Origin of the sequence: Nocardioides rubriscoriae, from assembly GCF_008087085.1 — a bacterium.
Lineage (GTDB): Bacteria > Actinomycetota > Actinomycetes > Propionibacteriales > Nocardioidaceae > Nocardioides > Nocardioides rubriscoriae.
The window spans coordinates 522,948-548,073 of record NZ_VIYJ01000003.1; the positions used below are offsets into that span (position 1 = coordinate 522,948).

General features: G+C 72.9%; 24 protein-coding genes and 1 tRNA gene. 16 read left to right on the forward strand and 9 right to left on the reverse strand.

All coding sequences use genetic code 11. The features are described from left to right. Positions 1 to 45: 45 nt before the first annotated feature. The gene (locus FZC61_RS09135) at positions 46 to 384 is read right to left on the reverse strand and encodes an FmdB family zinc ribbon protein (protein ID WP_148613816.1); all 339 of its coding nucleotides are present in this window, start codon (positions 382 to 384) and stop codon (positions 46 to 48) included. A 97-nt stretch (positions 385 to 481) separates the two neighbouring features. Here FZC61_RS09135 and FZC61_RS09140 point away from each other — a divergent pair, with 97 nt between their 5' ends. Further along, positions 482 to 3,127, forward strand: coding sequence for a penicillin acylase family protein (locus tag FZC61_RS09140; protein WP_148613817.1), 2,646 nt, complete (start codon positions 482 to 484; stop codon positions 3,125 to 3,127). Between the two features lie 119 nt (positions 3,128 to 3,246). On the opposite strand, the gene FZC61_RS09145 is transcribed toward FZC61_RS09140, so the two are convergent. Further along, positions 3,247 to 3,831 carry a 5-formyltetrahydrofolate cyclo-ligase gene (locus FZC61_RS09145; RefSeq protein ID WP_148613818.1) on the reverse strand — a complete coding sequence of 195 codons (585 nt, stop codon included), beginning with the start codon at positions 3,829 to 3,831 and terminating at the stop codon, positions 3,247 to 3,249. Positions 3,832 to 3,854: 23 nt separating this feature from the next. Between FZC61_RS09145 and FZC61_RS09150 the strand changes: the two genes are divergently transcribed. The 8 genes from FZC61_RS09150 to FZC61_RS09185 all read left to right on the forward strand — a co-directional run bounded on the left by FZC61_RS09150 (position 3,855) and on the right by FZC61_RS09185 (position 11,222). Beyond that, complete coding sequence (locus FZC61_RS09150) at positions 3,855 to 5,231, forward strand: UTP--glucose-1-phosphate uridylyltransferase (RefSeq protein ID WP_148613819.1); 1,377 nt, start codon at positions 3,855 to 3,857, stop codon at positions 5,229 to 5,231. After that, entirely contained in the window at positions 5,231 to 6,493 is a 1,263-nt protein-coding gene (gene glp / locus FZC61_RS09155) for a molybdotransferase-like divisome protein Glp (RefSeq protein ID WP_148613820.1), read from the forward strand. Before FZC61_RS09150 ends, glp begins: the two co-directional genes overlap by 1 nt. Positions 6,494 to 6,499: 6 nt before the next feature. After that, complete coding sequence (moaC, locus tag FZC61_RS09160) at positions 6,500 to 6,982, forward strand: cyclic pyranopterin monophosphate synthase MoaC (protein ID WP_148613821.1); 483 nt, start codon at positions 6,500 to 6,502, stop codon at positions 6,980 to 6,982. Further along, positions 6,979 to 7,455, forward strand: a complete 477-nt coding sequence (locus FZC61_RS09165) for a MogA/MoaB family molybdenum cofactor biosynthesis protein (protein ID WP_148613822.1) — start codon at positions 6,979 to 6,981, stop codon at positions 7,453 to 7,455. The genes moaC and FZC61_RS09165 overlap by 4 nt, the downstream gene beginning before the upstream one ends. Before the next feature lie 38 nt (positions 7,456 to 7,493). Beyond that, on the forward strand, positions 7,494 to 8,090 hold the full coding sequence (locus FZC61_RS09170; RefSeq protein WP_246142614.1) for a GNAT family N-acetyltransferase: 597 nt from the start codon (positions 7,494 to 7,496) through the stop codon (positions 8,088 to 8,090). 178 nt (positions 8,091 to 8,268) lie between these two features. After that, on the forward strand, positions 8,269 to 9,138 hold the full coding sequence (gene sepX, locus FZC61_RS09175) for a divisome protein SepX/GlpR (RefSeq protein ID WP_148613824.1): 870 nt from the start codon (positions 8,269 to 8,271) through the stop codon (positions 9,136 to 9,138). A 51-nt stretch (positions 9,139 to 9,189) separates the two neighbouring features. Next, positions 9,190 to 10,089, forward strand: a complete 900-nt coding sequence (locus FZC61_RS09180) for a DUF1295 domain-containing protein (RefSeq protein WP_148613825.1) — start codon at positions 9,190 to 9,192, stop codon at positions 10,087 to 10,089. After that, entirely contained in the window at positions 10,086 to 11,222 is a 1,137-nt protein-coding gene (locus FZC61_RS09185; protein ID WP_148613826.1) for an FAD-dependent oxidoreductase, read from the forward strand. Before FZC61_RS09180 ends, FZC61_RS09185 begins: the two co-directional genes overlap by 4 nt. On the opposite strand, the gene FZC61_RS09190 is transcribed toward FZC61_RS09185, so the two are convergent. Further along, the gene (locus FZC61_RS09190; protein WP_148613827.1) at positions 11,207 to 11,470 is read right to left on the reverse strand and encodes a lipopolysaccharide assembly protein LapA domain-containing protein; all 264 of its coding nucleotides are present in this window, start codon (positions 11,468 to 11,470) and stop codon (positions 11,207 to 11,209) included. The two genes, FZC61_RS09185 and FZC61_RS09190, sit on opposite strands and share 16 nt — an antisense overlap. 187 nt (positions 11,471 to 11,657) lie before the next feature. Here FZC61_RS09190 and FZC61_RS09195 point away from each other — a divergent pair, with 187 nt between their 5' ends. Next, a complete protein-coding gene (locus FZC61_RS09195; RefSeq protein ID WP_148613828.1) occupies positions 11,658 to 13,223 on the forward strand; it encodes a peptide chain release factor 3 in 1,566 nt (521 codons plus the stop codon). Positions 13,224 to 13,288: 65 nt separating this feature from the next. On the opposite strand, the gene FZC61_RS09200 is transcribed toward FZC61_RS09195, so the two are convergent. The 4 genes from FZC61_RS09200 to FZC61_RS09215 all read right to left on the reverse strand — a co-directional run bounded on the left by FZC61_RS09200 (position 13,289) and on the right by FZC61_RS09215 (position 15,651). Continuing rightward, complete coding sequence (locus FZC61_RS09200) at positions 13,289 to 13,474, reverse strand: hypothetical protein (RefSeq protein ID WP_148613829.1); 186 nt, start codon at positions 13,472 to 13,474, stop codon at positions 13,289 to 13,291. Positions 13,475 to 14,112: 638 nt separating this feature from the next. Next, positions 14,113 to 14,607 (reverse strand): group I truncated hemoglobin, encoded by a 495-nt coding sequence (locus FZC61_RS09205; protein ID WP_211357172.1) that lies wholly within the window; start codon positions 14,605 to 14,607, stop codon positions 14,113 to 14,115. Next, the gene (locus FZC61_RS09210) at positions 14,604 to 15,077 is read right to left on the reverse strand and encodes a MarR family winged helix-turn-helix transcriptional regulator (protein ID WP_170286042.1); all 474 of its coding nucleotides are present in this window, start codon (positions 15,075 to 15,077) and stop codon (positions 14,604 to 14,606) included. Before FZC61_RS09210 ends, FZC61_RS09205 begins: the two co-directional genes overlap by 4 nt. Before the next feature lie 501 nt (positions 15,078 to 15,578). Next, a tRNA-Ala gene (locus FZC61_RS09215) sits at positions 15,579 to 15,651 on the reverse strand. A 124-nt stretch (positions 15,652 to 15,775) separates the two neighbouring features. Here FZC61_RS09215 and FZC61_RS09220 point away from each other — a divergent pair. The 3 genes from FZC61_RS09220 (at position 15,776) to FZC61_RS09230 (ending at position 19,988) form a co-directional block, all read left to right on the forward strand. Beyond that, a complete protein-coding gene (locus FZC61_RS09220) occupies positions 15,776 to 16,588 on the forward strand; it encodes a siderophore-interacting protein (protein WP_148613832.1) in 813 nt (270 codons plus the stop codon). 268 nt (positions 16,589 to 16,856) lie between these two features. After that, the gene (locus tag FZC61_RS09225; protein WP_148613833.1) at positions 16,857 to 19,004 is read left to right on the forward strand and encodes a DEAD/DEAH box helicase; all 2,148 of its coding nucleotides are present in this window, start codon (positions 16,857 to 16,859) and stop codon (positions 19,002 to 19,004) included. Positions 19,005 to 19,145: 141 nt separating this feature from the next. Continuing rightward, complete coding sequence (locus FZC61_RS09230; RefSeq protein WP_148613834.1) at positions 19,146 to 19,988, forward strand: alpha/beta hydrolase family protein; 843 nt, start codon at positions 19,146 to 19,148, stop codon at positions 19,986 to 19,988. A gap of 10 nt (positions 19,989 to 19,998) precedes the next feature. Here FZC61_RS09230 and FZC61_RS09235 read toward each other — a convergent pair whose 3' ends face one another. After that, entirely contained in the window at positions 19,999 to 20,418 is a 420-nt protein-coding gene (locus tag FZC61_RS09235; RefSeq protein WP_148613835.1) for a pyridoxamine 5'-phosphate oxidase family protein, read from the reverse strand. Positions 20,419 to 20,640: 222 nt separating this feature from the next. Next, positions 20,641 to 22,410 carry a dolichyl-phosphate-mannose--protein mannosyltransferase gene (locus FZC61_RS09240; RefSeq protein WP_246142615.1) on the reverse strand — a complete coding sequence of 590 codons (1,770 nt, stop codon included), beginning with the start codon at positions 22,408 to 22,410 and terminating at the stop codon, positions 20,641 to 20,643. A 102-nt stretch (positions 22,411 to 22,512) separates the two neighbouring features. Between FZC61_RS09240 and rsmI the strand changes: the two genes are divergently transcribed. Genes rsmI through FZC61_RS09255 form a run of 3 tightly spaced genes read left to right on the forward strand, consistent with a single transcriptional unit; the run spans position 22,513 to position 25,090 of the window. Further along, the gene (rsmI, locus tag FZC61_RS09245) at positions 22,513 to 23,331 is read left to right on the forward strand and encodes a 16S rRNA (cytidine(1402)-2'-O)-methyltransferase (protein WP_246142618.1); all 819 of its coding nucleotides are present in this window, start codon (positions 22,513 to 22,515) and stop codon (positions 23,329 to 23,331) included. Then, complete coding sequence (locus FZC61_RS09250) at positions 23,328 to 24,182, forward strand: alpha/beta fold hydrolase (RefSeq protein ID WP_148613838.1); 855 nt, start codon at positions 23,328 to 23,330, stop codon at positions 24,180 to 24,182. The genes rsmI and FZC61_RS09250 overlap by 4 nt, the downstream gene beginning before the upstream one ends. After that, positions 24,179 to 25,090, forward strand: coding sequence for a TatD family hydrolase (locus tag FZC61_RS09255; RefSeq protein WP_148613839.1), 912 nt, complete (start codon positions 24,179 to 24,181; stop codon positions 25,088 to 25,090). Before FZC61_RS09250 ends, FZC61_RS09255 begins: the two co-directional genes overlap by 4 nt. Positions 25,091 to 25,126 lie beyond the last annotated feature (36 nt).

The window sequence follows — 25,126 nt, forward strand, 5'->3', positions numbered from 1 at the left end:
ACGCTAGGCGAGCCGCGGCGTCGGTGCCGCGGCTCTCCACAGGGCTCAGGACGAGGTGGTCGCCGCGGGCTTGGACTCGGACTTCTTCTCCGAGGTGGCCGCGGGCTTCGACTCGGGCTTCGACTCGGACTTGGTCTCGGTCTTGGTGTCCGACGACGAGGTGGAGGACGTCGACGAGCTCGAGGAGGAGGCCGACGCGCCCTCGGGCTTGCGGCTGTCGTTGCGGTAGAAGCCGGAGCCCTTGAAGACCACGCCGACGGCGTTGAACAGCTTGCGCAGCTTGCCCTGGCACTCGGGGCAGACGGTCAGCGAGTCCTCGCTGAAGGACTGGACCTGCTCGAAGGTGTGTCCGCACTCGGTGCAGGCGTACTGGTAAGTCGGCACGGGAGCTCCTCAGAGGGTGGGACGGTCATCAGGCGGAGGTGTTGGCACTCGCGCCTCACGAGTGCCAATGCTACGGCACGGCAGAATGTTCCGCACGATGACGGAGACCACGAGCGCCACTCCCGCCCCCGACCCGCGCGGACCCCGGTGGTGGCGGCGCTTCCGCCTGCTGCCACGCACGCTGCGGGTCTCGGCGTACGTCGCCGTGGTGCTGGTGCTGGTGGTGGTGGTCGCCGGGTCGAGCGGGGTGGTGCTGGTGCGCCGCTCCTTCCCGCAGACCTCGGGCGAGATCACGGTGCCCGGGCTGGCCGGTGACGTCGAGGTGGTCCGTGACGCGCACGGCATCCCGCAGATCTACGCCGACACCACCGAGGACCTGATGCGCGCGCAGGGCTACGTGCACGCGCAGGAGCGCTTCTACGAGATGGACGTGCGCCGCCACGCGACCGCGGGCCGGCTGGCCGAGATGTTCGGCGACGACGCCCTCGAGACCGACGTCTACGTGCGCACCATGGGCTGGCGGCGCGTGGCCGAGGCCGAGCTGCCGCTCCTCGACCCCGACACCCGGGTGGCCCTCGGCGCCTACGCCGCCGGGGTCAACGCCTACCTCGAGGGCCGCCAGCCCAGCCAGATCTCCCTCGAGTACACGCTCCTCGACGCCCAGGGCCTCGACTACCGGCCCGAGCCGTGGACGGCGGTCGACTCGCTGGCCTGGCTCAAGGCGATGGCGTGGGACCTGCGCGGCAACATGGTCGACGAGATCGACCGCAGCCTCACCGCAGCCGCCGTCGGTGCCGACCGCGCCGCCCAGCTGTGGCCGGCGTACCCCCTGGACGAGCACCAGCCGATCGTGACGCAGGGCGCGGTCGTCGACGGCGTCTTCGAGCAGGACGCCGAGACCGACGCGACCCGGCTGCCGACGCGGCCGGCGCCCTTCGAGCACGTCGCTGACGAGCTGCGCAGCCTCGCGGCCACCACCGAGCGGATGCCGGCCTGGCTCGGCCGCGGCGACGGCCTGGGCAGCAACAGCTGGGTCGTCTCGGGCGAGCACACCGACACGGGCCTGCCGATCCTGGCCAACGACCCCCACCTCGGGGTGTCGATGCCGGGGGTGTGGATGCAGGTCGGGCTGCACTGCCGCACGGTCGGCGAGGCCTGCCCCTACGACGTCGCCGGGTTCTCCTTCTCGGGCGTGCCCGGGGTGATCATCGGCCACAACGCCGACATCGCCTGGGGGTTCACCAACCTCGGGCCCGACGTCACCGACCTGTTCGTCGAGCGGGTCGTCGGCGACCAGTGGCGCCACGGCGGCGAGCTGCTGCCGCTGGAGGAGCGCCAGGAGCGCATCGAGGTCGCCGGCGGCGAGCCCGTCACGATCACGGTCCGGTCGACGGCCCACGGGCCCATCGTCAGCGACGTCGACGACGAGCTGGCCCGGGTCGCCACCGAGGCCGACGTGCCCCGGGGTGCCGCCGACGACGCCGACGGGCCGGAGTACGCCGTGTCGCTGTCGTGGACCGCGCTGACGCCGGCGCCCACCGCCGACGCCGTGCTGGCGCTCGACCGGGCGCGGGACTGGACGTCGTTCCGGGCGGCCGCGGCCGACTTCGCCGTGCCCGCGCAGAACATGGTCTACGCCGACCGCGAGGGCCACATCGGCTACCAAGCCCCGGGCCTGGTGCCGATTCGCAAGTCGGGCAACGACGGCCTGACCCCGTCGGCGGGGTGGCGACCCGAGAACGACTGGACCGGCGAGTACGTCCCCTACGACGGCCTGCCCAGCGTGCTCGACCCCGACGAGGGCTTCGTCGTCACCGCCAACCAGGCCGTGACCGGGCCCGACTACCCCTACTTCCTCGGCGACGACTTCGACCGCGGCTACCGCTCGCAGCGCATTCGCGACCTCGTCGGGTCCCAGCTCGCCGACGGCGGCACCGTCTCGGTCGACGACGCGCTCGCCACCCAGCGCGACGTGCGCAACCCGCTCGCGCCCGCGCTGGTGCCCTACCTGCTGCGGCCCCGCCTCGACGCGACGTACGACGACGACGGCCAGCGGCTGCTCGACGACTGGGACCAGACCCAGCCGGCCGACGGTCCGCAGAGCGCGGCGGCCGCCTACTTCAACGTCGTGTGGCGCCACCTGCTCGAGCTCACCTTCGACGACGAGCTGACCGGCGACCAGCGCCCCGACGGCGGTGACCGGTGGATCGCGGCGGTCACCGACCTGCTCCAGCGCCCCGACGAGGGCTGGTGGGACGACGTCACCACCGACGAGGTCGAGACCCGCGACGACATCGTGCGCACCGCCCTGCTCGACGCCCGCGACGAGCTCACCTCGACCATCTCGCCCGACCCCGACGACTGGACCTGGGGACAGCTGCACCGCCTCGAGCTGCGCAACGCGACCCTCGGCGAGTCGGGCATCGGGGTCGTCGAGCGGCTCTTCAACCGCGGCGGCTGGGAGGTCGGCGGCGGCGGCTCGATCGTCGACGCGACCGGGTGGGACGCCCGCGAGGGCTACGAGGTCGCGACCGCGCCGTCGATGCGGATGGTCGTCTCCCTCGACGACCTCGACGACTCCCGCTGGATCAACCTCACCGGCGTCTCCGGTCACGCCTTCCACCCGCACTACGCCGACCAGACCGACCTGATGGTGGCGGGCCGGACGCTGCCCTGGGCCTTCTCGCGCGACGCCGTCGAGGCGGCCGGCGAGGACACGCTGAGGTTGGTGCCGGCCGACTGACACCACGGTGGTCGTGGAGGTTGCCCTGGCAACCGCCGGTCGACCTGGCGGCGTCGGCTGCGGTCGAGTGGTCTCGTGACGCTCCCCAGCGGGAGCTCCTCGACCGCCGTGGGGCGGGCTCAGAAGCGGCGCAACCCCGAGGGGGTCACCGCCGCGGTGACCGGCCGGTCGTGCGACTCGACGGGCACGTCGCGGCCGACCTCGTCGTCGTAGAGGGCCACGCAGGTGAAGGTGCCGACCGGCACGCGGCCCAGCGCGCGGTCGTAGGAGCCACCGCCGCGGCCCAGGCGAAGGCCGGTGGGCGAGACCGCCAGGCCGGGGACGACCACCGCGTCGGCGGTGCCGATCGCGTCGACACCGAGACGGCGCGAGGTGGGCTCGAGGAGCCCGAAGCGGGCCGGGGCGAGCCCCGCGTCGCCGTCGTACGCCGCCCAGTCGAGGTCGCCGTCGGGGAGCAGCACCGGCAGCACCACGCGCTTGCCGGCGTCGAGCAGCCCGTCGAGCAGCCAGGAGGTGCCGGGCTCGCTGCCGATCGAGACGTACGCCGCCACGGTGGCCGCCCGGCGTACCTCCTCGGCGGCCAGCAGGTGGCCGGCCAGGGCGCGTGCGAACAGCCCGAGCTCCGCCACCGCGAGCCGGTGGCGGGCGGTCGTCAGCTGGTCGCGGAGGGCCAGCTTTGCCGGACTGGGTTGTGACGCGGGCACGACAGGAGCCTAGGCTCGCCCGCATGGGTAGTCCCGCACTGAAGAGGGCACGCGAGAAGATGGTCGACGCCGGCGTCGACGAGGTCGCGATCGACACGTTCGCGCACTACTTCCGCCTCCTCGAGCACGGTGAGACCGGCATGGTCCCGGAGTCGATGATCGACCCGGTCGACATGCCGTCGCTGGCCGACGTGGAGGTCGACGACGAGGTCGCCGCCGAGGCGATCCGGCACACGGTCGTGATCAAGCTCAACGGGGGCCTCGGCACCTCGATGGGCATGAGTCGGGCCAAGTCGCTGCTGTGCGTGCGCAAGGGGTTGTCGTTCCTCGACATCATCGCGCGCCAGGTGCTCCACCTGCGCGCGGAGCACGACGCGACGCTGCCGCTGATCTTCATGAACTCGTTCCGCACCTCCGCCGACACGATGGCCGCGCTCAGCCGCTACGACAGCCTCGCCGTCGACGGCCTGCCGCTGGAGTTCCTGCAGAACAAGGAGCCCAAGCTCCTCGCCCAGGACCTCTCGCCGGTGTCGTGGCCCGCCGACCCCGACCTCGAGTGGTGCCCGCCCGGCCACGGCGACCTCTACACCGCGATGCGCGGCACCGGCCTGATCGACCTGCTCCTCGAGCGCGGCTTCAAGCACGTCTTCGTCTCCAACTCCGACAACCTCGGCGCCGTGCCCGACCCGCGGGTCGCCGGCTGGTTCGCCTCCTCGGGTGCACCGTTCGCGATCGAGGCCGTACGCCGTACGGCGTCGGACCGCAAGGGCGGCCACTTCGCCCGGCGGCGCAGCGACGGCCGGCTGGTGCTGCGCGAGAGCGCCCAGGTGCCGGCCGCCGACCAGGCGTCGCTGGCCGACCTCGAGCGCCACCGGTTCTGCTCGACCAACAACCTGTGGTTCGACCTCGCCGCGATGAAGTCCGCGCTCGACCAGCGCCACGGCATCCTCGGCCTGCCGCTGATCCGCAACGTCAAGACCGTCGACCCGGGCGACCCCTCGACGCCGGAGGTGATCCAGGTCGAGACCGCCATGGGTGCGGCGATCGAGGTCTTCGACGGCTCGCTGCTCATCGAGGTCGGGCGCGACCGGTTCGTGCCGGTCAAGACGACCAATGACCTGCTGGTGCTGCGCTCCGACGTCTACGACATCGGCACCGACTTCGTGCTCGACCAGGTGGCCGCCGAGGTGCCGTTCGTCGACCTCGACGGCGCCCACTACAAGCTCGTCGGCGACTTCGACCGGCGCTTCCCCGAGGGGGCTCCCTCGTTGGCCAGGGCCACCTCGTTCAAGGTCGGCGGCGACGTCACGTTCGGCCAGGGGGTCCAGGTCGTCGGCGACGTCGCGATCGACGCCAAGGACGCCGACCGCGTCCCGACCGGCACGGTGCTCCAGTCCTGATGAGCGACCGCCTGCGCACCGTCGACGAGCATGTCGCCGTCATCCTCGACGCCGTCGACCCGCTGCCCGACTTCCAGCAGCCGCTGATGGACGCGCTCGACCTGGCCTGCGCCGAGGACGTCCACTCGCCGCTGCGGCTGCCGCGCTTCGACAACTCCGCCATGGACGGCTATGCCGCCCGCGCCGCCGACATCGTCACGGCGAGCTCCGACAGCCCGGTGACCCTGCCGGTCGTCGGCGACATCGGGGCCGGCCAGTCGCCCACCCCCGTCAGCGAGCTCGCCCCCGGCACCGCCGCCAAGATCATGACCGGGGCGCCGCTGCCCGCCGGCGCCGACACCGTCGTGCCCTACGAGTGGACCGACCGCGGCGCCGACCACGTGCGCATCGACCGGGCCGCGAGCGCCGGCCAGCACGTCCGCTACGCCGGCGAGGACGTCGCCGAGGGCGACCTGCTCGTCGAGGTCGGCACCGCCCTGGGCCCCCGTCACCTCGGCCTGCTCGCCTCGGTCGGGCGCTCCGCCGTCCGCGTGCGGCCGCGCCCGCGCGTCGTCATCGTCTCGACGGGCTCCGAGCTGCGCGAGCCCGGCGTCGCGATGGAGGCCGGACGCGACGACGACGCGATCTACGACGGCAACTCCTACCTCCTGGCCGGCGCCGCCCGCCGGGCTGGCGCCGTGCCGTTCCGCGTCGGACTGGTCCCCGACCAGCCCGAGGCCTTCCTCGCCGCGCTCGACGACCAGGTCGGGCGCGCCGACCTCGTGGTCACCTCCGGCGGCATCTCCATGGGCGACTACGACGTGGTCAAGGCCGCGCTCACGCCCTCGGGCACCGTGTGGTTCGGCGGCCTGGCGATGCAGCCCGGCAAGCCGCAGGGCTTCGGCCACGTGCTCCACGGCACCCGTGAGGTGCCGTTCTTCGCCCTGCCCGGCAACCCCGTGTCGTCGTACCTCTCCTTCGAGATGTTCGTGCGCCCCGCGCTGCGCCGGATGATGGGGTTGACCCCCGAGTCGCGGCCCACGGTCCGGGCGCGGCTCACCCACGCCGTGACCTCGCCGCCCGGACGCCGCCAGTTCCTGCGCGGGGTCGTCACCGTCGGCGCCGACGGCACCACCGTCACCGAGGTCGCCCCCGTCGGGGGCTCGGGCTCCCACCTGGTGGGTGACCTCGCCGCCTCCGACGCATTGATCGTGGTGCCCGAGGACGTCACGGCGGTGGCCGCGGGCGAGACCGTGACCGTGATCCGTCTCGACCAGGACTGAGGCCGCATGAGTGACCGGTTGACCCACGTCGACGAGAGCGGCGCCGCCCGCATGGTCGACGTCTCCACCAAGGACGTCACCGCCCGTACGGCGACCGCGTCGGGCCGCGTGCTCGTGTCGCCGGCGGTGATCGCGCTGCTGCGCGGGGAGGGCGTGCCCAAGGGCGACGCGCTCGCGGTCGCCCGCATCGCCGGCATCATGGGCGCCAAGCAGACCTCGACCCTGATCCCGCTGTGCCACCCGCTCGCGCTCTCGTCGGTCACCGTCGACCTGGTCGTCACCGACACCTCCGTCGACCTCACCGCCGCGGTCCGCACCACCGACCGCACCGGCGTCGAGATGGAGGCGCTGACCGCCGTCTCGGTCGCCGCGCTCACCGTGGTCGACATGGTCAAGGCGGTCGACAAGGCCGCGGTCATCACCGACGTCCGCGTCGAGACCAAGACCGGCGGCAAGAGCGGCGACTTCCTGCGGGCGGACCCGTCGTGAGCCTGCGTGCCGAGGTCGTCGTCGCCTCCAACCGTGCCGCGGCCGGCGTCTACGCCGACGAGACCGGGCCGCTCATCGTCATCGCGCTCCAGGAGCTCGGCTTCGCGGTCGACGCGCCGGTCGTCGTACCCGACGGCGACCCGGTGGGCGCCGCGATCCGCGCCGCCGTCGACGGGGGAGCGCGGCTCGTGCTCACCACCGGCGGCACCGGGCTGACGCCGACCGACCGCACCCCCGAGCAGACCCGGGCGCTGCTCGACCGCGAGGTGCCCGGCATCGCCGAGGCGATCCGCGCGGCCGGTGCCGCCGCGGGGGTGCCGACGGCGGTGCTGTCGCGTGGCCTGGCCGGCGTCGTCGGCGACTGCCTGGTGGTCAACCTCCCCGGCTCTCGCGGTGGGGTCAAGGACGGGCTCGCCGTGCTGCGCCCCATCCTGGTGCACGCCGTGGAGCAGGTCGTCGGGAGCGACCACTGAGCCCCCGGTGGGGCCGCGGTGCGCGGGGCGGGTGGCCGGTGACCCTCACCAGCGGTTCCTCGCCCACCGTGACCCTGCGGCCGCTGCGCCGCTCCGACCTGGCCGCCTGGCGCTCGGCGCGCCAGCGCAACGCCGTGTGGCTGGTCCGCTGGGACGCCACGGCGCCGCCCGGCTCGCCGCCGCGACCGGTCACCTTCGGCACCCTCGTACGCCGGCTGTCGGCCTCGGCCCGGGAGGGCACCACCCTGCCGTGGGCCGTCGAGGTCGACGACCACTTCGCCGGGCAGCTCACCGTCAACAACATCGTGCGCGGCTCGGCGCAGTTCGCGTCGATCGGCTACTGGATCGACCAGGCCTTCGCGGGGCGCGGCGTGATGCCGCGCGCCGTCGCGATGGCTGTCGACCACTGCTTCGAGGTCGCCGGCCTGCACCGCATCGAGGTCGCCATCCGTCCCGAGAACTCCAACTCGCTGCGCGTGGTCGAGAAGCTCGGCTTCCACGAGGTCGGCTACGCCCCACGCTTCCTGCACATCGACGGCGACTGGCGCGACCACCGGCTCTACGCGATCACCAAGGAGGAGGTCCCCCTGGGCCTCCTGCGCCGCTACGAGGCCAGCCTGGAGGCCGGCTCCTAGTCCCAGGTCCACGCCGACCCGTCGCGTAGACGCGACGGGTCGGCGAGGAATTGCGCCGACCCGTCGCGTAGACGCGACGGGTCGGCGAGGGGGTGGACCTCAGGAGTCACAGCAGCAAATCTCCGACACACCTGTTGACATCCGCCCCGCGATGGGTCAGCGCTCCTAACCTCGGGCTGTGGACCTGAGCGCACTGATCTTCGTCGCCCTGGCGGTGGCCTGGGCCACCTACCTGATCCCGAAGGCGCTGCGGCACCACGAGGACAGCAGCGCCTCACGCACCGTCGAGGGGTTCTCGGTGCGGTTGCGGGTGCTGGCCCGCCGCGAGCCGGTCGACTCCCGGTCGGCCCGCCTGGTCGTCCCGGGCAAGCCGGCCGTCGCGGTCGAGTCGTCGGTCCCCGTCGACACCCCGGTCGCCACCCCCGTCGCCACGGTCCCGCCCGCCGTACGCCGCGCCGCGGCCGCGCGGGCCGCGCGCCGCCGGCTGCGTGTCGTGCTCACCATCGTGCTCGCCGGGGTCGCGGTCGCCGTGGCCGCGGCGCTGGGCCACCTGTCCTTCGCCTGGCTCGCGGTCCCCGGGGTCGTGCTCGTCGCCTGGCTCGTCGCCTGCCGCCTCATGGTCAAGCGCGAGCGCGCCGTGGCCGGGCCCACCCGCCGCCTGCCGCTGATCACCGAGGACCCCACACCGGCCACCGACGAGGGCGACCCGGCCACCGAGGAGATCGTCGCGGTCCAGGCCGAGATCACGGTCGAGGCCGAGATGCAGGCCGGGAAGCAGGCCGAGCGCGTCGCCGAGCAGGAGCCCGCCGCCGACGCCGGTCCGGCGTCGGCCGGCTGGGACCCCGTCCCGGTCACGCTGCCGACCTACGTCGGCAAGGAGCCCGCCGCCCGCCGCTCGGTGCGCACCATCGACCTCGACGCCACCGGCGTCTGGACCTCCGGCCCGCTCGCGGCCGACTCGGCCCTGGCCCGGGAGGCCGACGCCGAGCGCAAGACCCGCAGCGCGCGCGCCGAGGCCGAGCAGCGGCGGCGCGCCGCCGGCTCCTGACCGGCGGCGAAACCCCACCGGACACCTGTCCGGTCCACTAGGTTCGCCCACATGAGCAAAGGTGCTTCGCTGGCGCGCGTCGGCGTCGCCTACGTCCTGGCGTTCGGCGCCGCAGCGGTGTGGCTGCTGGCGGGGCCCGACACCGGGCGGTTGTGGCTCGACGGCTTGCTGGCCGACCTGATCGCCACGCTGGTGGTCTTCGGCGCCAGCCGCGTGCACCATAACTCCAGCTTCTACGACGCCTACTGGAGCGTGCTGCCGCCCTTCCTGGCGGCGTACTGGTGGGCCGCGGCGAGCGCCGACGGCGACGTCGACACCACCCGCAACGTGCTGGTGCTCGTCGTCGTCGTGGTGTGGGCGGTGCGGCTGACCGGCAACTGGGTCTACGCGTTCCCCGGCCTGCACCACGAGGACTGGCGCTACCCGATGCTGCGCGAGCGCGCGGGCCGCGCCGAGGCGGTCGTCGACCTGCTCGCGATCCACGTCGTCCCGACGCTGCAGGTCTTCCTCGCCATGGTGCCGGTCTACGTCGCCGTGACCGCCCCCGGCCGCCCTGTCGGCTGGCTCGACGTGGTCGCCGTGGTGGTCGGGCTCGGCGCAGTGCTGCTCACCTACGTCGCCGACGTCCAGATGTACCGCTTCGCCCGCACCAAGCAGCCCGGCCAGGCCATGGACCGGGGGCTCTGGGCGTGGTCGCGGCACCCCAACTACTTCGGCGAGTGGGCCTTCTGGGTGGCGCTCGGCCTGTTCGGGCTGGCCGCCTCACCCGGCGACTGGTGGCTGGTGTTCCTCGGGGCGATCGCGATGCTCGCGATGTTCCTGGGGGCCAGCATCCCGATGATGGAGGAGCGCAGCCTCGCGCGGCGGCCCCGCTACCAGGACGTCATCGACCGGGTGCCGATGTTCGTGCCGCGCCCACCGCGCGGGTCTCGCGACACCGCCGCGGCATGACGCGGGTCGTCATCGCCGGTCTCGGCGACAGCGGCCTGCTCACCGCGATCCAGCTCGCGCGGTCGCGAGCCGCGCGCGACCTCGAGCTGGTCGGGATCTCCAGCAAGCCGATGCTGGTCAGCGGTCAGGAGCTCGGCCTCCGCCTCGCGCGCCCCGACGACTGGCGCCGCGACTACCTCGTCGACTTCGACCGCTACCGGCGCCTCGACGGGCTGCGCGTCGTCCACGGGAGCCTCACCGGGCTCGACCTGGCCGCGCGCACGGTGACGGTCACCCGACCCGACCACACGTCGTACGACGAGCCCTACGACGTGCTGGTGATCTCGACCGGGGTCAGCAACGGGTTCTGGCGGCGCGCGGGCCTGGAGTCGGCCGCCGAGGTCGAGGCGGGCCTGCGCGCGGCGCACGAGCGGCTCGCCGCCGCCTCGTCGATCGCCGTGGTCGGCGGGGGAGCGGCAGCGGTGAGCAGCGCCGTCAACCTCGCCGCCGCCTTCCCCGACACGCGGGTCGACCTGTGGTTCCCCGGCGAGCGGGCGCTGCCGGCCCACCACGGCAAGGTCTGGGCCGACGTCTCCGCGCGGCTCGAGGCGCTCGGGGTCGGCCTGCACCCGGGCCATCGGGCCGTCGTGCCCGGCGGGTCCGCGCTCGACGAGATCACCACCGGCCCGGTGGCGTGGAGCACCGGCCAGGCCCCGGCCGAGGCCGACGCCGTGCTCTGGGCGATCGGACGGGTCCGCCCCCACACCGACTGGCTGCCCGCCGAGCTGCTCGACGACGACGGGTTCGTCCGCGCGGGTCGCGACCTCCGGGTCCCGGGTCACGACGGGGTCTTCGCGATCGGCGACGTCGCCGCCACCGACCCGCTGCGCTCCTCGGCCCGCAACCGCGCCGACAAGGTGCTCGCCGCCAACATCCTCGCGACGTTGTCCGGTCGGCCGCTCAGGACCTTCCGCACCACCACGCGACGCTGGGGCTCGGTCACCGGGGTGCAGCCCGACGGCGTCGACATCTACTTCCCGTCGGGCCGCAAGCTGCGCTTCCCGGGCTGGACGGCGAGGGTCGTGATGCAGGACCTGATCGCCCGCCGGGTGATCTACGGCGGCATCCGCCCCGAGGGTCAGTCCTTGCGGTGACGCCCGTAGGGCAGCACGAGCCCGACGAGCACCCCCACCACAAGGACGCCGAGCAGCCAGACCCACAGCGGCGAATCGATGTCGCCGCCGAAGAACCGGATCGTGGTGTCGCCGGTGTTCTGGGCGCAGAAGATGGCGGCGACGAGCAGGACCACCAGCCCCACGATCTCCTTGGGCGTGACCTTGATGCCGTTCTTGCCACGGGCTTCTTGGGTGTCGTGGGTGGTCGTGTCGTGTTCTCTGGCCATGGGTCCAGCCCAACAGGCGCCCCTGGTGCCCGGACCACCCGCACGGGTCCGTCAGCCCGGGTGAGGCCGGTGCGGGTGAGGCCGGTGCGGGTGAGGCCGGTGCGGGTGAGGCCGGTGCGGGTGAGGCCGGTGCGGGCCGGACGTCCACGAGTACGGACTAGACGGCGCCGCCCGGTAGATTCGACCGGTGTCCGACGTCAGACCCCGCCGTACCTTCGCCGTCATCAGCCACCCCGACGCCGGCAAGTCGACCCTGACCGAGGCGCTCGCGCTGCACGCGCGCGTGATCACCGAGGCCGGCGCCGTGCACGGCAAGGGCGGGCGTCGCGCGACGGTGTCGGACTGGATGGACATGGAGAAGGCCCGCGGCATCTCCATCACCTCCGCCGCGCTTCAGTTCAACTACCGCGACCACGTCGTCAACCTCGTCGACACCCCCGGCCACTCCGACTTCTCCGAGGACACCTACCGCGTGCTCTCGGCCGTCGACTCGGCCGTGATGCTGGTCGACGCCGGCAAGGGGCTCGAGCCGCAGACCCTCAAGCTGTTCAAGGTCTGCGCCCTGCGCGGCATCCCGGTGATCACCGTCATCAACAAGTGGGACCGACCGGGCCTGTCGGCGCTGGAGCTGATGGACCTCATCGAGAAGCAGATCAAGCTGCGCCCGACCCCGCTGACCTGGCCCGTCGGCGAGGCGGGCGACTTCCGCGGCGTGCTCGACCGGCGTACCGGGGAGTTCGTGAAGTACACCCGCACCGCCGGTGGCGCGACGCGGGCCCCCGAGAGACGGATGGCCCCGACCGAGGTCGAGCCCGACGACCTCGCGGTCTGGCAGGACGCCGTCGAGGAGAGCGAGCTGCTCGCGGCCGACGGTGCCGACCACGACCAGGAGCTCTTCCTGGCCGGCACGACGACCCCGGTCATGTTCGCCTCTGCGCTGCAGAACTTCGGCGTCGCGCAGCTGCTCGACCTGCTGCTCGACCTGGCCCCCGCCCCGCACGCGACGCCCGGCGTCGACGGGTCGGTGCGTGAGCCCGACGACGAGTTCAGCGCGTTCGTCTTCAAGGTGCAGTCGGGCATGAACGCCGCCCACCGCGACCGGCTGGCCTACGCCCGCGTCGTGTCCGGCACCTTCGAGCGCGGCATGGTCGTCACCCACGCCTCGACCGGGCGCCCTTTCGCGACCAAGTACGCCCAGGCGGTCTTCGGTCGCGAGCTCTCCTCGATCGAGACCGCCGCGCCCGGAGACATCATCGGCCTGGTCAACGCGGCGGCCCTGCGTGTCGGGGACACCGTCTACGTCGGCGACGCCATCGAGTTCCCGCCGGTCCCGAGCTTCGCCCCCGAGCACTTCATGACCGCGACCGCGGCCGACATCGGCCGTTACAAGCAGTTCCGCAAGGGCATCGATCAGCTCGACCAGGAGGGGGTCGTACAGGTGCTGCGCTCCGACCTGCGCGGCGACCAGAGCCCGGTGCTCGCGGCGGTCGGGCCGATGCAGTTCGAGGTGGTGCAGGAGCGGATGACCCACGAGTTCAACTCGCCGATCCGGCTGTCGCGCCTGGACTACCAGGTCGCGCGGCGTACCGACGACTCCGGCGCGGCCGCCCTGGTCGGCAAGCGCGGCGTCGAGGTGCTGCGCCGCTCCGACGGCACCCCCATGGCGCTGTTCGTCGACAAGTGGCGGGCCGACGTCACCGCCCGCGACAACCCCGAGATCCTGCTCGAGGCGCTGCCGGCCGGCGGCGTCTGACCGCTGCGGCGGGACCACCCGGACGCTCGGGACGGCCGGGTGGCCACGGACCGGCCCGCGAGCGGCTAGCGCCCGCTGGTCGCAGCGACCCGGCGCACGGCCGGGCGTGCGGTGACGCCGACCCGCGCGACGGTGCGACGACGTACGGCGCGGCGCGCCGACAGCTCGTGGCGCACGGTGAAGAGCGACCAGGCGCCCAGGGCCGAGACGAACAGGAGCGCGGTCACGAGCGTGACGTACGACTGGTTCACGGGACGGTCTCCTCAGCGGCGGGCGCATCGGTGGTCTTGCTGGCCACGACCATCGTCCGTGGACGCGCGACGCCACAGCAGGGCACAAGGTCCCGAGCGACCCGGGACCCGGACCACCCGGCATGACCCCCGGTCGCTGCCGGTCGCTGCCGGTCGCTGCCGGTCGCTGCCGGTCGGATGGCGGGGGAGCTGACGGGACTCGAACCCCCTGACCTTCTCATCGCGAAGGTGTGCCTTGCGTGCTGTCACCACATGTGCGGTCGTTCTGGTGCTTGCACCGCTTGCGCCGACGAGCCCGGATCTCAGACGAGCTCGTCGGTGTGCTTGAGGACGTCATCGACTGATCGGGGCGTGGTCATCACCTGAGAAACTTCTTGCGGGCGAGCATGGCGTTGGCCGATGACCGCGGCCTCGGCGCCCTCGACGAATCCGACTCCGGGAATGATCGCGCCACGGGGCGATGATGGGTTCAGCCGACATCCTCCAAGACGGCTTGCCGCCGCTTCGTTCGCTACTACTCACGTGCCACGAGCCGATCGTCACGCGGAGCGTGACCAGTGCGGGATCCCGCACTGGCACGCTTCGTGGGCCCATGTCCCAAAGGCACCGCAGGTCGCTCGGCATCGCGCGATCGGGTCTCAGGCCTGGACGACCTTCGAGCGGTAGCTCTCGATGATGTCCATAAACTCGCGCAGTTCCCGCTCCGGTACGCCGACGAAGTCGAGGGTCGCCTCGATCTCTTTCGAGACCGCGTCGAAACCTGCCTTGTCGATGGCCAGGTGCTCATGGGCGGTGTCCATGTCGTGACCGATGTAGCACTTGGGGCCACCGGCGGCCTCGATCGACCACGAGGTCACGAGCCACTTGTAGCCAGCGGCGTTAGCCGGGTTGCCGTGATGCTTGTGCACCATGTCATTGGCGTTCACCTTCACGTTCTGGAACAGCCGATCGACGAGGATGTCGACGGCACCGGCGATGCCGTAGCACCCACCCAGGCGTTCGTAGAGCGTCGCGTCGCCCGGCTGCACCTCGGCGGCTGTTGATGGATCCGCATCGGTGGCGAGCCGTCGCGTGTCGGGGACGTGCGCCTTCTGGGGAGTCGTGGTGGCCTGTGGGGTCTTGGTGGTCGTCACCATGCTTCTCCTCCGATTGATCTGTCACATGTGGCGGGCGCACGCATGTGGTCGACGAGGTTGTGCAGCTGCGACCGCAACGCGACGAGGGACGCCTCGTCCAGGCCGGTCCGGCACACGACCTGCCGCTGAACTGCCGCGGCCCGACGCTCGATTTCTGCGCCCAGCGGGGTCAGGAAGGCACGGACGATGCGCCGGTCGACGTCATCGCGCGACCGCGAGAGGTAGCCGAGGTGTTCGAGACGGGCGATGAGGGGCGTGAGTGCGTTGCCGGCCAACTGCAGGCGGTCGGCGATCTGATGGACCGAGAGGCCATCCTGCTGCCACAGCACCATGAGGGTCAGGTACTGCGGATAGGTCAGCCCGATGTCGCGCAGCAGCGGGCGGTAGGCCCGGATGACGGCGTTCGTCGCCGCGTAGAGCGCGAAGCAGAGCTGGTCATCGATCCGAACCGAGTCCGCGTCCGCCAAGACCCACCCCCTCATGAATGCGACAAATCTAACTCACGCGTGATCGAAATCACAACACTGAGCTACCGCGGCGCGGACTCATCCACGCCGAGAAGCCCCGCCGACCCGTCGCACCCGCAGCAGGAACGTTCCGCAAGCCGACCGCTGCTGCAGTACGGCGCTCCGGGTCTGGCCTTGAGGCGCCCTCGGCCACGAGTCCAAGAACACCGGCCAGGCCAAGGCCGGCGTCCTGGACCGGACTGGTGTCACGGGTTCCACCCCGGCTCGCAAACGTCCTGCTCATCCTGGGCTGGACCGGCCTGCGCTGGGTGAGGCCCGCGCGATGAGCGTGGGCGACGTGAGGGAGTCGCCGGCGCAGACTTGGTCGTTCGACCACCAGCACCCGAAGGCATCGCCACCAAGTACCGCCGGGAGCCATCCACCGGACGAGCGGGCGCACGACAACGACGAATCCCCCGGGTGATCCGTGCGTTCCGCAGGTCACTCGGGGGATTCTCTCGGTGGAGCTGAGGGGATTCGAACCCCTGACCTTCTCATTGCGAACGAGACGCGCTACCAACTGCGCCACAGCCCCAGTGCGCCACACCGGTGGTACGACGCGAGGCGAAACGGTAGCACCCGCGTCGCCCCAGCTCGAAGTCGGTGGAGCGCGAGGCGCGCCAGGTTAGCGTTGCCTCACCCCAACCCCGAGGAGCGGCATGTACGGCGAGGTCATCTCGACCCAGGTCCTGACCCCCCAGCTGGTCCGCGTCGTGCTCGGGGGCCCCGGTCTCGACGGCTTCGCGGTGCCCGCGGGCACCGACTCCTACGTCAACGCGTCCTTCGTGCCCGAGGGCGCGCCCTACACCGTTCCGTTCGACGACGAGGCCGTGCGCGACCTGCCGCGCGAGCAGCGGCCCTACCCGCGCCGCTACACCGTCCGCTCCTGGGACGCCGCCCAGCGCCGGCTCACCCTCGACTTCGTCGTGCACGGCGACGTCGGTCGCGCCGGCCGCTGGGCCCAGCACGCCCAGCCCGGCGACCGCCTGCAGCTGCGCGGGCCCGCCGGCTCCTGGGTGCCCGACCCCGACGCCGGCTCCTACCTCCTGGTCGGCGACGAGAGCGCGCTGCCGGCGATCGCGGCCTCGCTGGCGGCGGTGCCCGCCGGTCGTCGGGTCGTCGCGGTGGTCGAGGTCGAGGACGCCGCGGGCGAGCTCGCGCTGACGTCGCCCGGCGAGCTGACCGTGACCTGGGTCCACCGGGCCGGTGCCGCTGGTCGCGTCGAGGACCTGCTGCCGGCGGCCGTCGCCGCGCTCGCCCCGCTGCCGGGCACCGTGAGCGCCTTCGTGCACGGCGAGGCCGTCGCCACCCGCGCCGTACGCCGCCACCTGCTCGAGCAGGAGGTCGTGGCCCGTGAACGGCTGTCGTGCTCGCCGTACTGGCGCCGCGGCCACGACGACGAGCAGTGGCGTGCGGTCAAGGGGGCGTGGACCCGCGAGGTCGAGGCCGACGTGCCGTTGCTCGAGTCCTGAGGGCGAGTCCTGGACCTTGATGCCACGGTCGCTGTGACCTAGAGGTACGATGCGGGTACGCCGGTGGTGAGACCGGCTGTCTCCCGCCACCCGGCCCAACCAGCCGGTGGCAGCAACGCTCGCCGGCGACCAGCGCCCGGCCCGCTCGCGTCGTCCCCGTCGACACCCAGCCTCACCGTCGTCGGGCCCGCCGCTGGGCCGCCGCCACGTACCGGCGTACCCCGCGACACCGTCCCCGACGGCGTCGCTGCTCCGGAGGAGGAGTGCCTTGGCTCGAGGTGGCCAGCGTCAGAACGGCGCCAACCGCGCCAACGCCCGTGCGCGGCGTGGGCGCGAGCTCGACAACGAGGGGATCATCCCGATCCTGGCGCGCGCGGTGCGCGAGGTCGAGGGTGCGGCGCAGCGCGGCAAGGTCAAGCCGTCGAGCCGGACCAAGTTCCAGGTCGTGGCGCTGCTGGCGCGCGAGGAGCGCTCACGGGTCAAGGTCGACCCCGACATCACCGAGGGCCAGCGCGCCGACCAGCTCAAGCGCCTCGACGGGATCGGCACGATCCTGGCGAAGACCACCGCCCGCGACACCTCCCTGCTCTCGCTGCTGGCCGAGGACGCCGTGGTCTCCGAGGCCGCGCGCGAGCTCAAGCGCGAGATGCTCGAGGCCGCTGGCGTCGAGGTCGACCCCGAGGAGCTCGCCGCCCCCGAGCCGAGCGCCGCGACCTTCGACCCCGAGCGCCAGGTCATCCCGCGCTCGGTGCTGTCCTACCAGCTCGCCAACCCGTTCCTGGTGCCCGACTTCAGCGGGGTCTCCCGCCCCGGTCACGCCCGCCGCCTCGCCGGCTGGGAGCTGATCGAGCCGCTGCTCGAGTCGTTCGAGCGCGCGGCCGGTGGGGTCACCTCCTGCATGGCGCTGCCCGAGGTCTCCTCGGTCAAGGCGCCCGCCGGCCTGGAGCTGATGCACCACCAGGCCCAGGTCGTCGCGGCCGCCGCGGCCGGCCACCGCACCTTCCTGCTCGCCGACGAGCCGGGCCTCGGCAAGACCGCGCAGGCGCTGCTCGCGGCCCAGGCCGCCGACGCGTTCCCGCTGCTCGTCGTGGTGCCGAGCGTCGTCAAGACCAACTGGGCCCGCGAGGTCAGCCTCTGGACCCCGCACCGCAGCTCCACCGTCATCCACGGCAACGGCCACGACATCGACGGCTACGCCGACATCGTCATCGTCAACTACGAGATCCTCGACCGCCACGTCGGCTGGATGCGCCACCACGGGTTCCGCGGGATGGTCGTCGACGAGGCCCACTTCATCAAGAACAAGTCGTCCCAGCGCTCCCAGCACGTGCTGCAGATCGCCGACTCGATCCGGGCCCGGACTCCGCGACCGCTGATGACCGCGTTGACCGGCACGCCCCTGATCAACGACATCGACGACTTCCGGGCGATCTGGCAGTTCCTGGGCTGGATCGACGAGAAGAAGCCGCTGCCGCCGCTGATGGACCGGCTCGAGGACACCGGGCTGACGCCCATCGACCCGCCGTTCTACCCCGCCGCCCGGGCCGCGGTGATCGACCTCGGCATCGTGCGCCGCCGCAAGGTCGACGTCGCCTCCGACATCCCGGCGCGCCGCATCGCCGACCTGCCCGTCGAGCTCGAGGGCGAGGTCGGCCGCTCGATCCGCGAGGCCGAGCGCGAGCTCGCACGTCGTCTGGTCGAGCGCTACGACATGGCGCTGGCCACCCGCCGTACGGGCGTGACGGTCGAGGGCATCGACCACGACCTGGTCCGCCGCGTGGCGACCTGGGAGCGCGAGGACACCACCAACGGCAAGGCCGGCTCCGACGGCGACAACGTCTTCACGATGATGCGCAAGATCGGTCAGGCCAAGGCCGGGCTGGCCGCCGACTACGCCGCCCAGCTGGCCCGCAACGTCGGCAAGGTCGTCTTCTTCGCCAAGCACGTCGACGTGATGGACCAGGCCGAGGAGCTGTTCGCCAAGCGCGGCCTCACGTCGGCCTCGGTGCGCGGTGACCAGTCGCCCAAGACCCGCCAGGCCAACATCGACGCGTTCGTCAACGACCCCGAGGTCGCGATCGCCGTCTGCTCGCTGACCGCGGCGGGCGTGGGCCTCAACCTGCAGGTCGCCTCCAACGTCGTGCTCGCCGAGCTGTCGTGGACCGACGCCGAGCAGACCCAGGCCATCGACCGGGTGCACCGCATCGGCCAGGACCAGCCGGTCACAGCGTGGCGCATCATCGCCGCGCAGACCGTCGACACCAAGGTCGCCGAGCTCATCGACAGCAAGGCCGGCCTGGCCGCCCGCGCGCTCGACGGCTCCGACGAGGAGGTCGGCTCCTCGGTCGACATCCAGACCGAGGCGCTCGTGGGCCTGCTCACCGACGCCCTCACCGCCCGCGAGGCCCGCGCCTGACGTGTGCCCGACGTGTGCCGGGGGCGACCCCGGGGCGACCGGTCGGGCCGCGAGCCGATCGATTCAGCACTTGTCGGCGGTCGCACCTATCATCTTGCGCGTCCGATCTGCTCCCTCCCGCCCCGCCGACAGGAGACCCTGATGCGCGCCAGGTTGCTCGCTCGCGCCTCCCTGATCGTGCGTGTCGCCGTGGTCGCGGTGCTGGCCGCGCTCCTGGTGGGCGTCACCACCGGCGCCAGCGGCGAGAAGGCCGGGGGCGTGATCCGCGGCGAGCTCGCCGGGCAGGAGGTCCGGGTGACCCTGCCGACCGGCGACGCCAAGCCGCGCGGGCTCGCGATCTACTTCCACGGCCAGGGCGGCAACGTCAACGACCGCATCGACGGTCCGTGGCTCGGGGCCCTGCTGCGCTCGGGCTGGGCGGTGGCCTCCTCGAGCTTCCACGACGAGTCGTGGGGCAACGACGCGTCCACCGAGGACGTCTCGCTGCTCACCGAGTGGGCCGAGGACAAGGCCGGGGTCAAGACCTCGCTGTGGGTCTCGGGGTCGATGGGCGGCGCGGTCTCGCTCAACGCGATGCTCCACGGCGCCCCCGTCCCGTCGTGCTGGTACGGCGTCAAGCCGGCCATCTCGCTGACCAAGATGGACCGCGTCATGGGAGCCCGGCGCTTCATCGCCGACGCCTACGGCGGCCCGGTCCCCGACGACCGCAACCCGGTGCGCCACATCGACGACCTGCCCGCCGACGTCCGCTACCGCGTCGTCGCCTCGCCCGACGACGAGCTGGTCGGCCTGCGCGACAACGCCGGTGCACTGATCTCCGAGCTGACCGGTCGCGGTCTCGACATCACTTACCACCTGGTGACCGGCCCCCACGAGGACCCGTCCCACTTCGACCCGGTCGACCTGGTCGCCTTCGGCGACTACTGCCTCGGTGACGGCGCGTCCCCGCCGTCCGACACCCCGCCCAGCCAGTCCGCCTCCTGAGCGGCCCCGGTCAGAACAGGCCGGCCGACCCGACGAACCGGGTCACGGAGATCCGGATCGCCACGCGTTCGGGGTTGACCCGCGGCACCCGGTAGCGGCTGGCGTACCGCTCGCACGCCCGCGCGACCGACGTCGGGTCGTGCACCACGACCCCCACCCCCTCGAGCGTCGACCACCGGGCACCGTCGACGGCACAGGCCGCCACCTGACCGCCCTGGTCGCCCGCCTCGAGCAGGTTGCGCACCTTGCGCGACCCGCCGGTGGTGATCACCCAGGCGCACTGCTGCTCGTGGTCGAGCGCGACCCCGACCGGGACGACGTGGGGCCGGCCGTCGGGGCGCAGCGTGGTCAGGCTGCACAGGTGCCGCTCGGTCCAGAACTCCAGCAGGGCCTCAGGAAACTCGCCCCAGCCGGGGGTCCACGACGTCATGGGGTCAGGCTATGCGGTCGCGACCACCGTCGCCGACCCGTCGCTACGCGGGAGGAGCTGACCAGCAAAGAGGCGCCCCGACCACGAACCCAGGCCGACCACAGGGCGCACGGAGCCGGAGGCCGGTCCGGCGTCTCGGCGGCCGCCACCCAGGCCGGCGGCAGCGCTACCAGGTGAGGGCGGCCAGCGAGACGCAGGCCGGTTGGAGGCGACCAGACAGGGCTAGATCCACCGGGAGAACCACATGCGGTCGATCCAGTCGGCCTTGTCGATGACCTGGTAGGCCAGGATCGGGTAGAAGTAGGCGAAGTTGAGCACGACGAGCACGAGGAAGGACCCGGCCACGATGACGCCGGTGGTCCGGCGTGCCGAGGAGCGCCGCGACGACCCGATGAGCCGGCCCAGGCACAGGGTGATCGCGAGCACCAGGAACGGCAGGCAGGCGATGGCGTAGAAGAAGAAGATGGGGCGGTCGTCGTACTGCAGCCACGGCAGCCAGGTCGACAGGGTGCCGACCACGGCGACGCCGAAGCGCCAGTCGCGCGCGCCGACCCACAGCACCGCGGCGGCGACCAGGGCGATCACACCGCCCCACCACAGCACGGGCGTGCCGATGAGCAGCACCTGGCGGTAGCACTCCGAGCCCTGGCGCGCGTCACAGCCCTGCTGGCCGGGCTGGATGTCGAGCTGGGTCGCGGCGCCGACCGGCCGGTTGATGAGGAGCCAGCCCGACGGTTGCGACTGGTAGACGTGGCTGCTGCAGTTGAGGTAGTGGGTGTGGAAGATGTAAACGTCGTGGTGGTAGTACCAGAGCGAGCGCAGCGACTGCACGACCTCGCCCAGGCCGCTGGCGTCGGCCTCGGTGGCGGTGGGCCACCGGGCCGAGTCGTCGCTCTCGTTGTCGCTGGTCCGCTCGCCGTCGGAGCCGACCATGCAGGGGTTCTCCTTGACGAACCCGGTGTACTGCGTCGACGACAGGGTCCGCTCGTACTCGTCGGCGTGCGCCAGCCAGCCCGACCAGGAGGCGACGTAGACGACGCCGGCGACCAGCACCAGGTGCACGAAGGCGGGGACGCCGTCCACGAGCGCCGACCGCACGACCGCCCACCGCACGCCGAACGAGCGGCGTGCGCCGGCGCTCCACAGCCACACGAGCAGGCCGAACGCCCCCAGCGGGTAGAGCGCGGTCCACTTGGTGCCGATCGCCAGGCCGAAGCTGATGCCGGCGGCGAGCAGCCAGGGGCGGAACAGCAGCCCCCGCACGGGTCCGAAGGACGAGGCGCCGCGCGGGTCGTCACCGACCAGTCGCGCCAGCCGGGCGCGGTACCAGTCGCGGTCGTTGACCACGCACGCGACGCCGCACAGCAGGAAGAACGCCAGGAAGATGTCGAGCAGGGCCAGCCGCGAGAGCGTGAAGTGCAGGCCGTCGAAGGCCAGCAGCAGGCCGGCCAGGCAGCCCAGGGTCGTCGAGCCGGTCAGCCGGCGGGCGAGCCGGCACATGACGAGCACCATCAGCGCCCCGACGACGGCCGCTGAGATGCGCCAGCCGAACGGGTCCATGCCGAAGGCCTTCTCGCCCAGGGCGATCACCCACTTGCCGACCTCGGGGTGGACCTCCATCGACGGGCCGTCGCCCCAGATGCCCTGGGTGCGGCCGTCGAGGATGGCGTCGTTGATGTCCTGGCCGCCGATGCGGTCCTGGTAGTCGCGCACGAAGCCTTGGTTGAGCAGGCCCCACGCGTCCTTGGCGTAGTAGGTCTCGTCGAACGCGAACCGGCGGGGCGAGCCGAGGTGCCACAGGCGCATGCCGAGGGCCAGCAGCGTGACCGCGAGCGCCGCACCCCACGACGCGAGCCGGCTCTGCAGCCGCGCGTCGGCCCGGCCCAGGCGGCCACGGGCCCGCTGCCACGCGGTCGGGACCGGACGACCGTCCGCGGTCTGCGACAGCCCGGTCGGCCCCCCGGTGCGCGGCGGGTCCTGCAGCGTGGTCACGAGCCTGGATCCTACGTGCGCCATGATCGACCGGTGCCCTCCACGCCCGACCCCACAGCCGGGCCCGCAGCAGGACCCGGTCCGGTCGACGCGGGCGTCCTCGTGCTGGCCGCGACCCCCATCGGGCGCGTCGGCGACGCGCCGCCCCGGTTGGCCGAGGAGCTCGCCGGCGCCGACGTCGTGGCCGCCGAGGACACCCGCCGGCTCAAGCGGCTCACGAGCGACCTCGGGGTGAGCGTCACCGGGCGGGTCGTGTCCTACTTCGAGGGCAACGAGCAGCAGCGCACGCCGGTGCTCCTCGAGGCGCTGCTGGCCGGCGAGCGCGTCCTGCTGGTCACCGACGCCGGGATGCCGAGCGTCTCCGACCCGGGCTACCGCCTGGTCGCCGCCGCGGTGGAGGCCGGGGTGCTGGTCACGGCGGTGCCGGGCCCCTCGGCCGTGCTCACGGCTCTCGCGGTCTCGGGGCTGCCGGTCGACCGCTTCTGCTTCGAGGGGTTCCTGCCGCGCAAGGCGGGGGAGCGGGCCCGGCGGCTGGTCGGCCTGGCCGCCGAGCAGCGCACGATGGTCTTCTTCGAGGCCCCGCACCGCACCGCCGCGACCCTGGCCGCGATGGCCGAGGCGTGGGGCGACGACCGGCCCGGTGCGGTGTGCCGCGAGCTGACCAAGACCCACGAGGAGGTACGCCGAGGGGGCCTGGCCGAGCTCGCCGCCTGGGCCGCCGAGGGCGTGCGCGGCGAGGTCACCCTGGTCGTGTCGGGTGCGGCCCCGGCCCCCGCCATCTCGAGCGACGAGGCCGACCTGCGCGCCGCCGTACGGGAGCGGGAGGATCAGGGCATGACGACGAAGGCAGCCATCGCCGAGGTGGCGCTCCTGGCGGGCGTACCCAAGCGCGACGTCTACGACCTGGTGCACAAGAAGTGAGCGCGCCGGCCCCGACGGGGCGGATCACGTCCTACCAGCACGAGGGCCTCACCTTCGACGTCGTCGACGAGGGCCCCGTCGACGGCGAGGTGGTCGTGCTGCTGCACGGCTTCCCCGAGCGGGCGTCGTGCTGGCGGCTGGTGGCGCCGCTGCTGCACGCCCAGGGCTACCGCACCCTCGCGCCCGACCAGCGCGGCTACTCGTCCGGCGCCCGCCCGCCGCGGCGTCGCGACTACACCACGACCCACCTCGCCGACGACGTCGCCGCGCTGGTCCGGCTCACCGGCGGACCCGCGCACGTCGTCGGCCACGACTGGGGCGCGATCGTCGCGTGGACCGTCGCCGCGCGTCACCCCGACCTGACGCGCACCCTCACCGCCGTCTCGGTGCCGCACCCGCAGGCCTTCCTCAAGGCGCTGGTGACCTCCAGGCAGGGCCTCAAGTCGTGGTACATGCTCGCCTTCCAGGCCCCGGGCCTGCCCGAGCGGATGGCTTCCACCCCGGGTGGCTTCTTCGACCGGATGCTCCGCGGCACCGGCATGTCGCGCGAGGAGGTCGCCCGCTTCCGCGAGGAGATCGTCGACCACGGCGCCCTGCCCGGCGGGCTGGCCTACTACCGCGCGCTGCCCCTCGCCGACCGGGGCCAGATGCGGGCCCCGATCACGGTGCCGACCACGCTGGTGTGGAGCGACGGCGACGACTTCCTCGACCGGGCCGGGGTGCTGCGCACCGAGGACCACGTCGCCGCGCCGTACGAGCTCGTGGTGCTGTCCGGCGTCGACCACTGGATCCCGGTGCACGCGCCCGACGCCCTCGCCGAGGCGATCCTCGAGCGGGTGACGTCCGCGTGAGCGGCGCCGATCCCGCCGACCCCGACGGCCCGACCCGCGAGCGCGCGCCCACCGAGGAGCGGAGCGGGTCGCGTCGCGACCGCGAGCGCCCCCCGGCCCCCGAGCCGCTGCCGCACCCGGTCGTCGACAACCACTGCCACCTCGACATCGCCGACGGCGACTGGCTGAGCACCGACGAGGCGCTCGCCGCGGCGGCGGCCGTCGGGGTGCCGCGGATCGTCCAGATCGGCTGCGACCTGCCGGGTGCGCGCTGGGCGGTCGAGACGGCGGCGTCGTACGACGCGATCGTGGCCGGCGTGGCCCTGCACCCCAACGAGGCGCCCCGGCTGGCGGCCGAGGGTCGTCTTGACGAGGCGCTCGCCGAGATCGAGGCGCTGGCGCAGGCCCACGACAAGGTCCGTGCGGTCGGCGAGACCGGGCTCGACCACTTCCGCACCGGCGAGGAGGGCCGGGCGGCGCAGGTCGAGTCGTTCCGGCGCCACATCGACCTGGCCAAGCGGCTCGACAAGACGCTGGTGATCCATGACCGCGACGCCCACGACGAGGTGCTGCGGGTCATCGACGAGGAGGGCGCACCCGAGCGCTGGGTGATGCACTGCTTCTCCGGCGACGCCGACGTCGCCCGGCGCTGCCTCGACCGCGGCGCCCACCTGTCCTTCGCCGGGACCGTGACCTTCAAGAACGCCCAGCCGCAGCGCGACGCCCTGGCCCTGGCGCCCCTGGACCGGGTGCTCGTCGAGACCGACGCGCCATACCTCACCCCCACGCCGTACCGCGGCCGGCCCAACGCTTCCTACCTCGTGCCGCTGACCGTCCGCGCGATGGCTGAGGTCCGCGGCGACGACCTCGAGACCCTGTGCCGCGCCATCGACGCCAACACCGGCCGGGCCTTCGGCGGCCCCTGGTGACCGACTGGTGCTCGACTGGTGCTCGACTGGTGATCG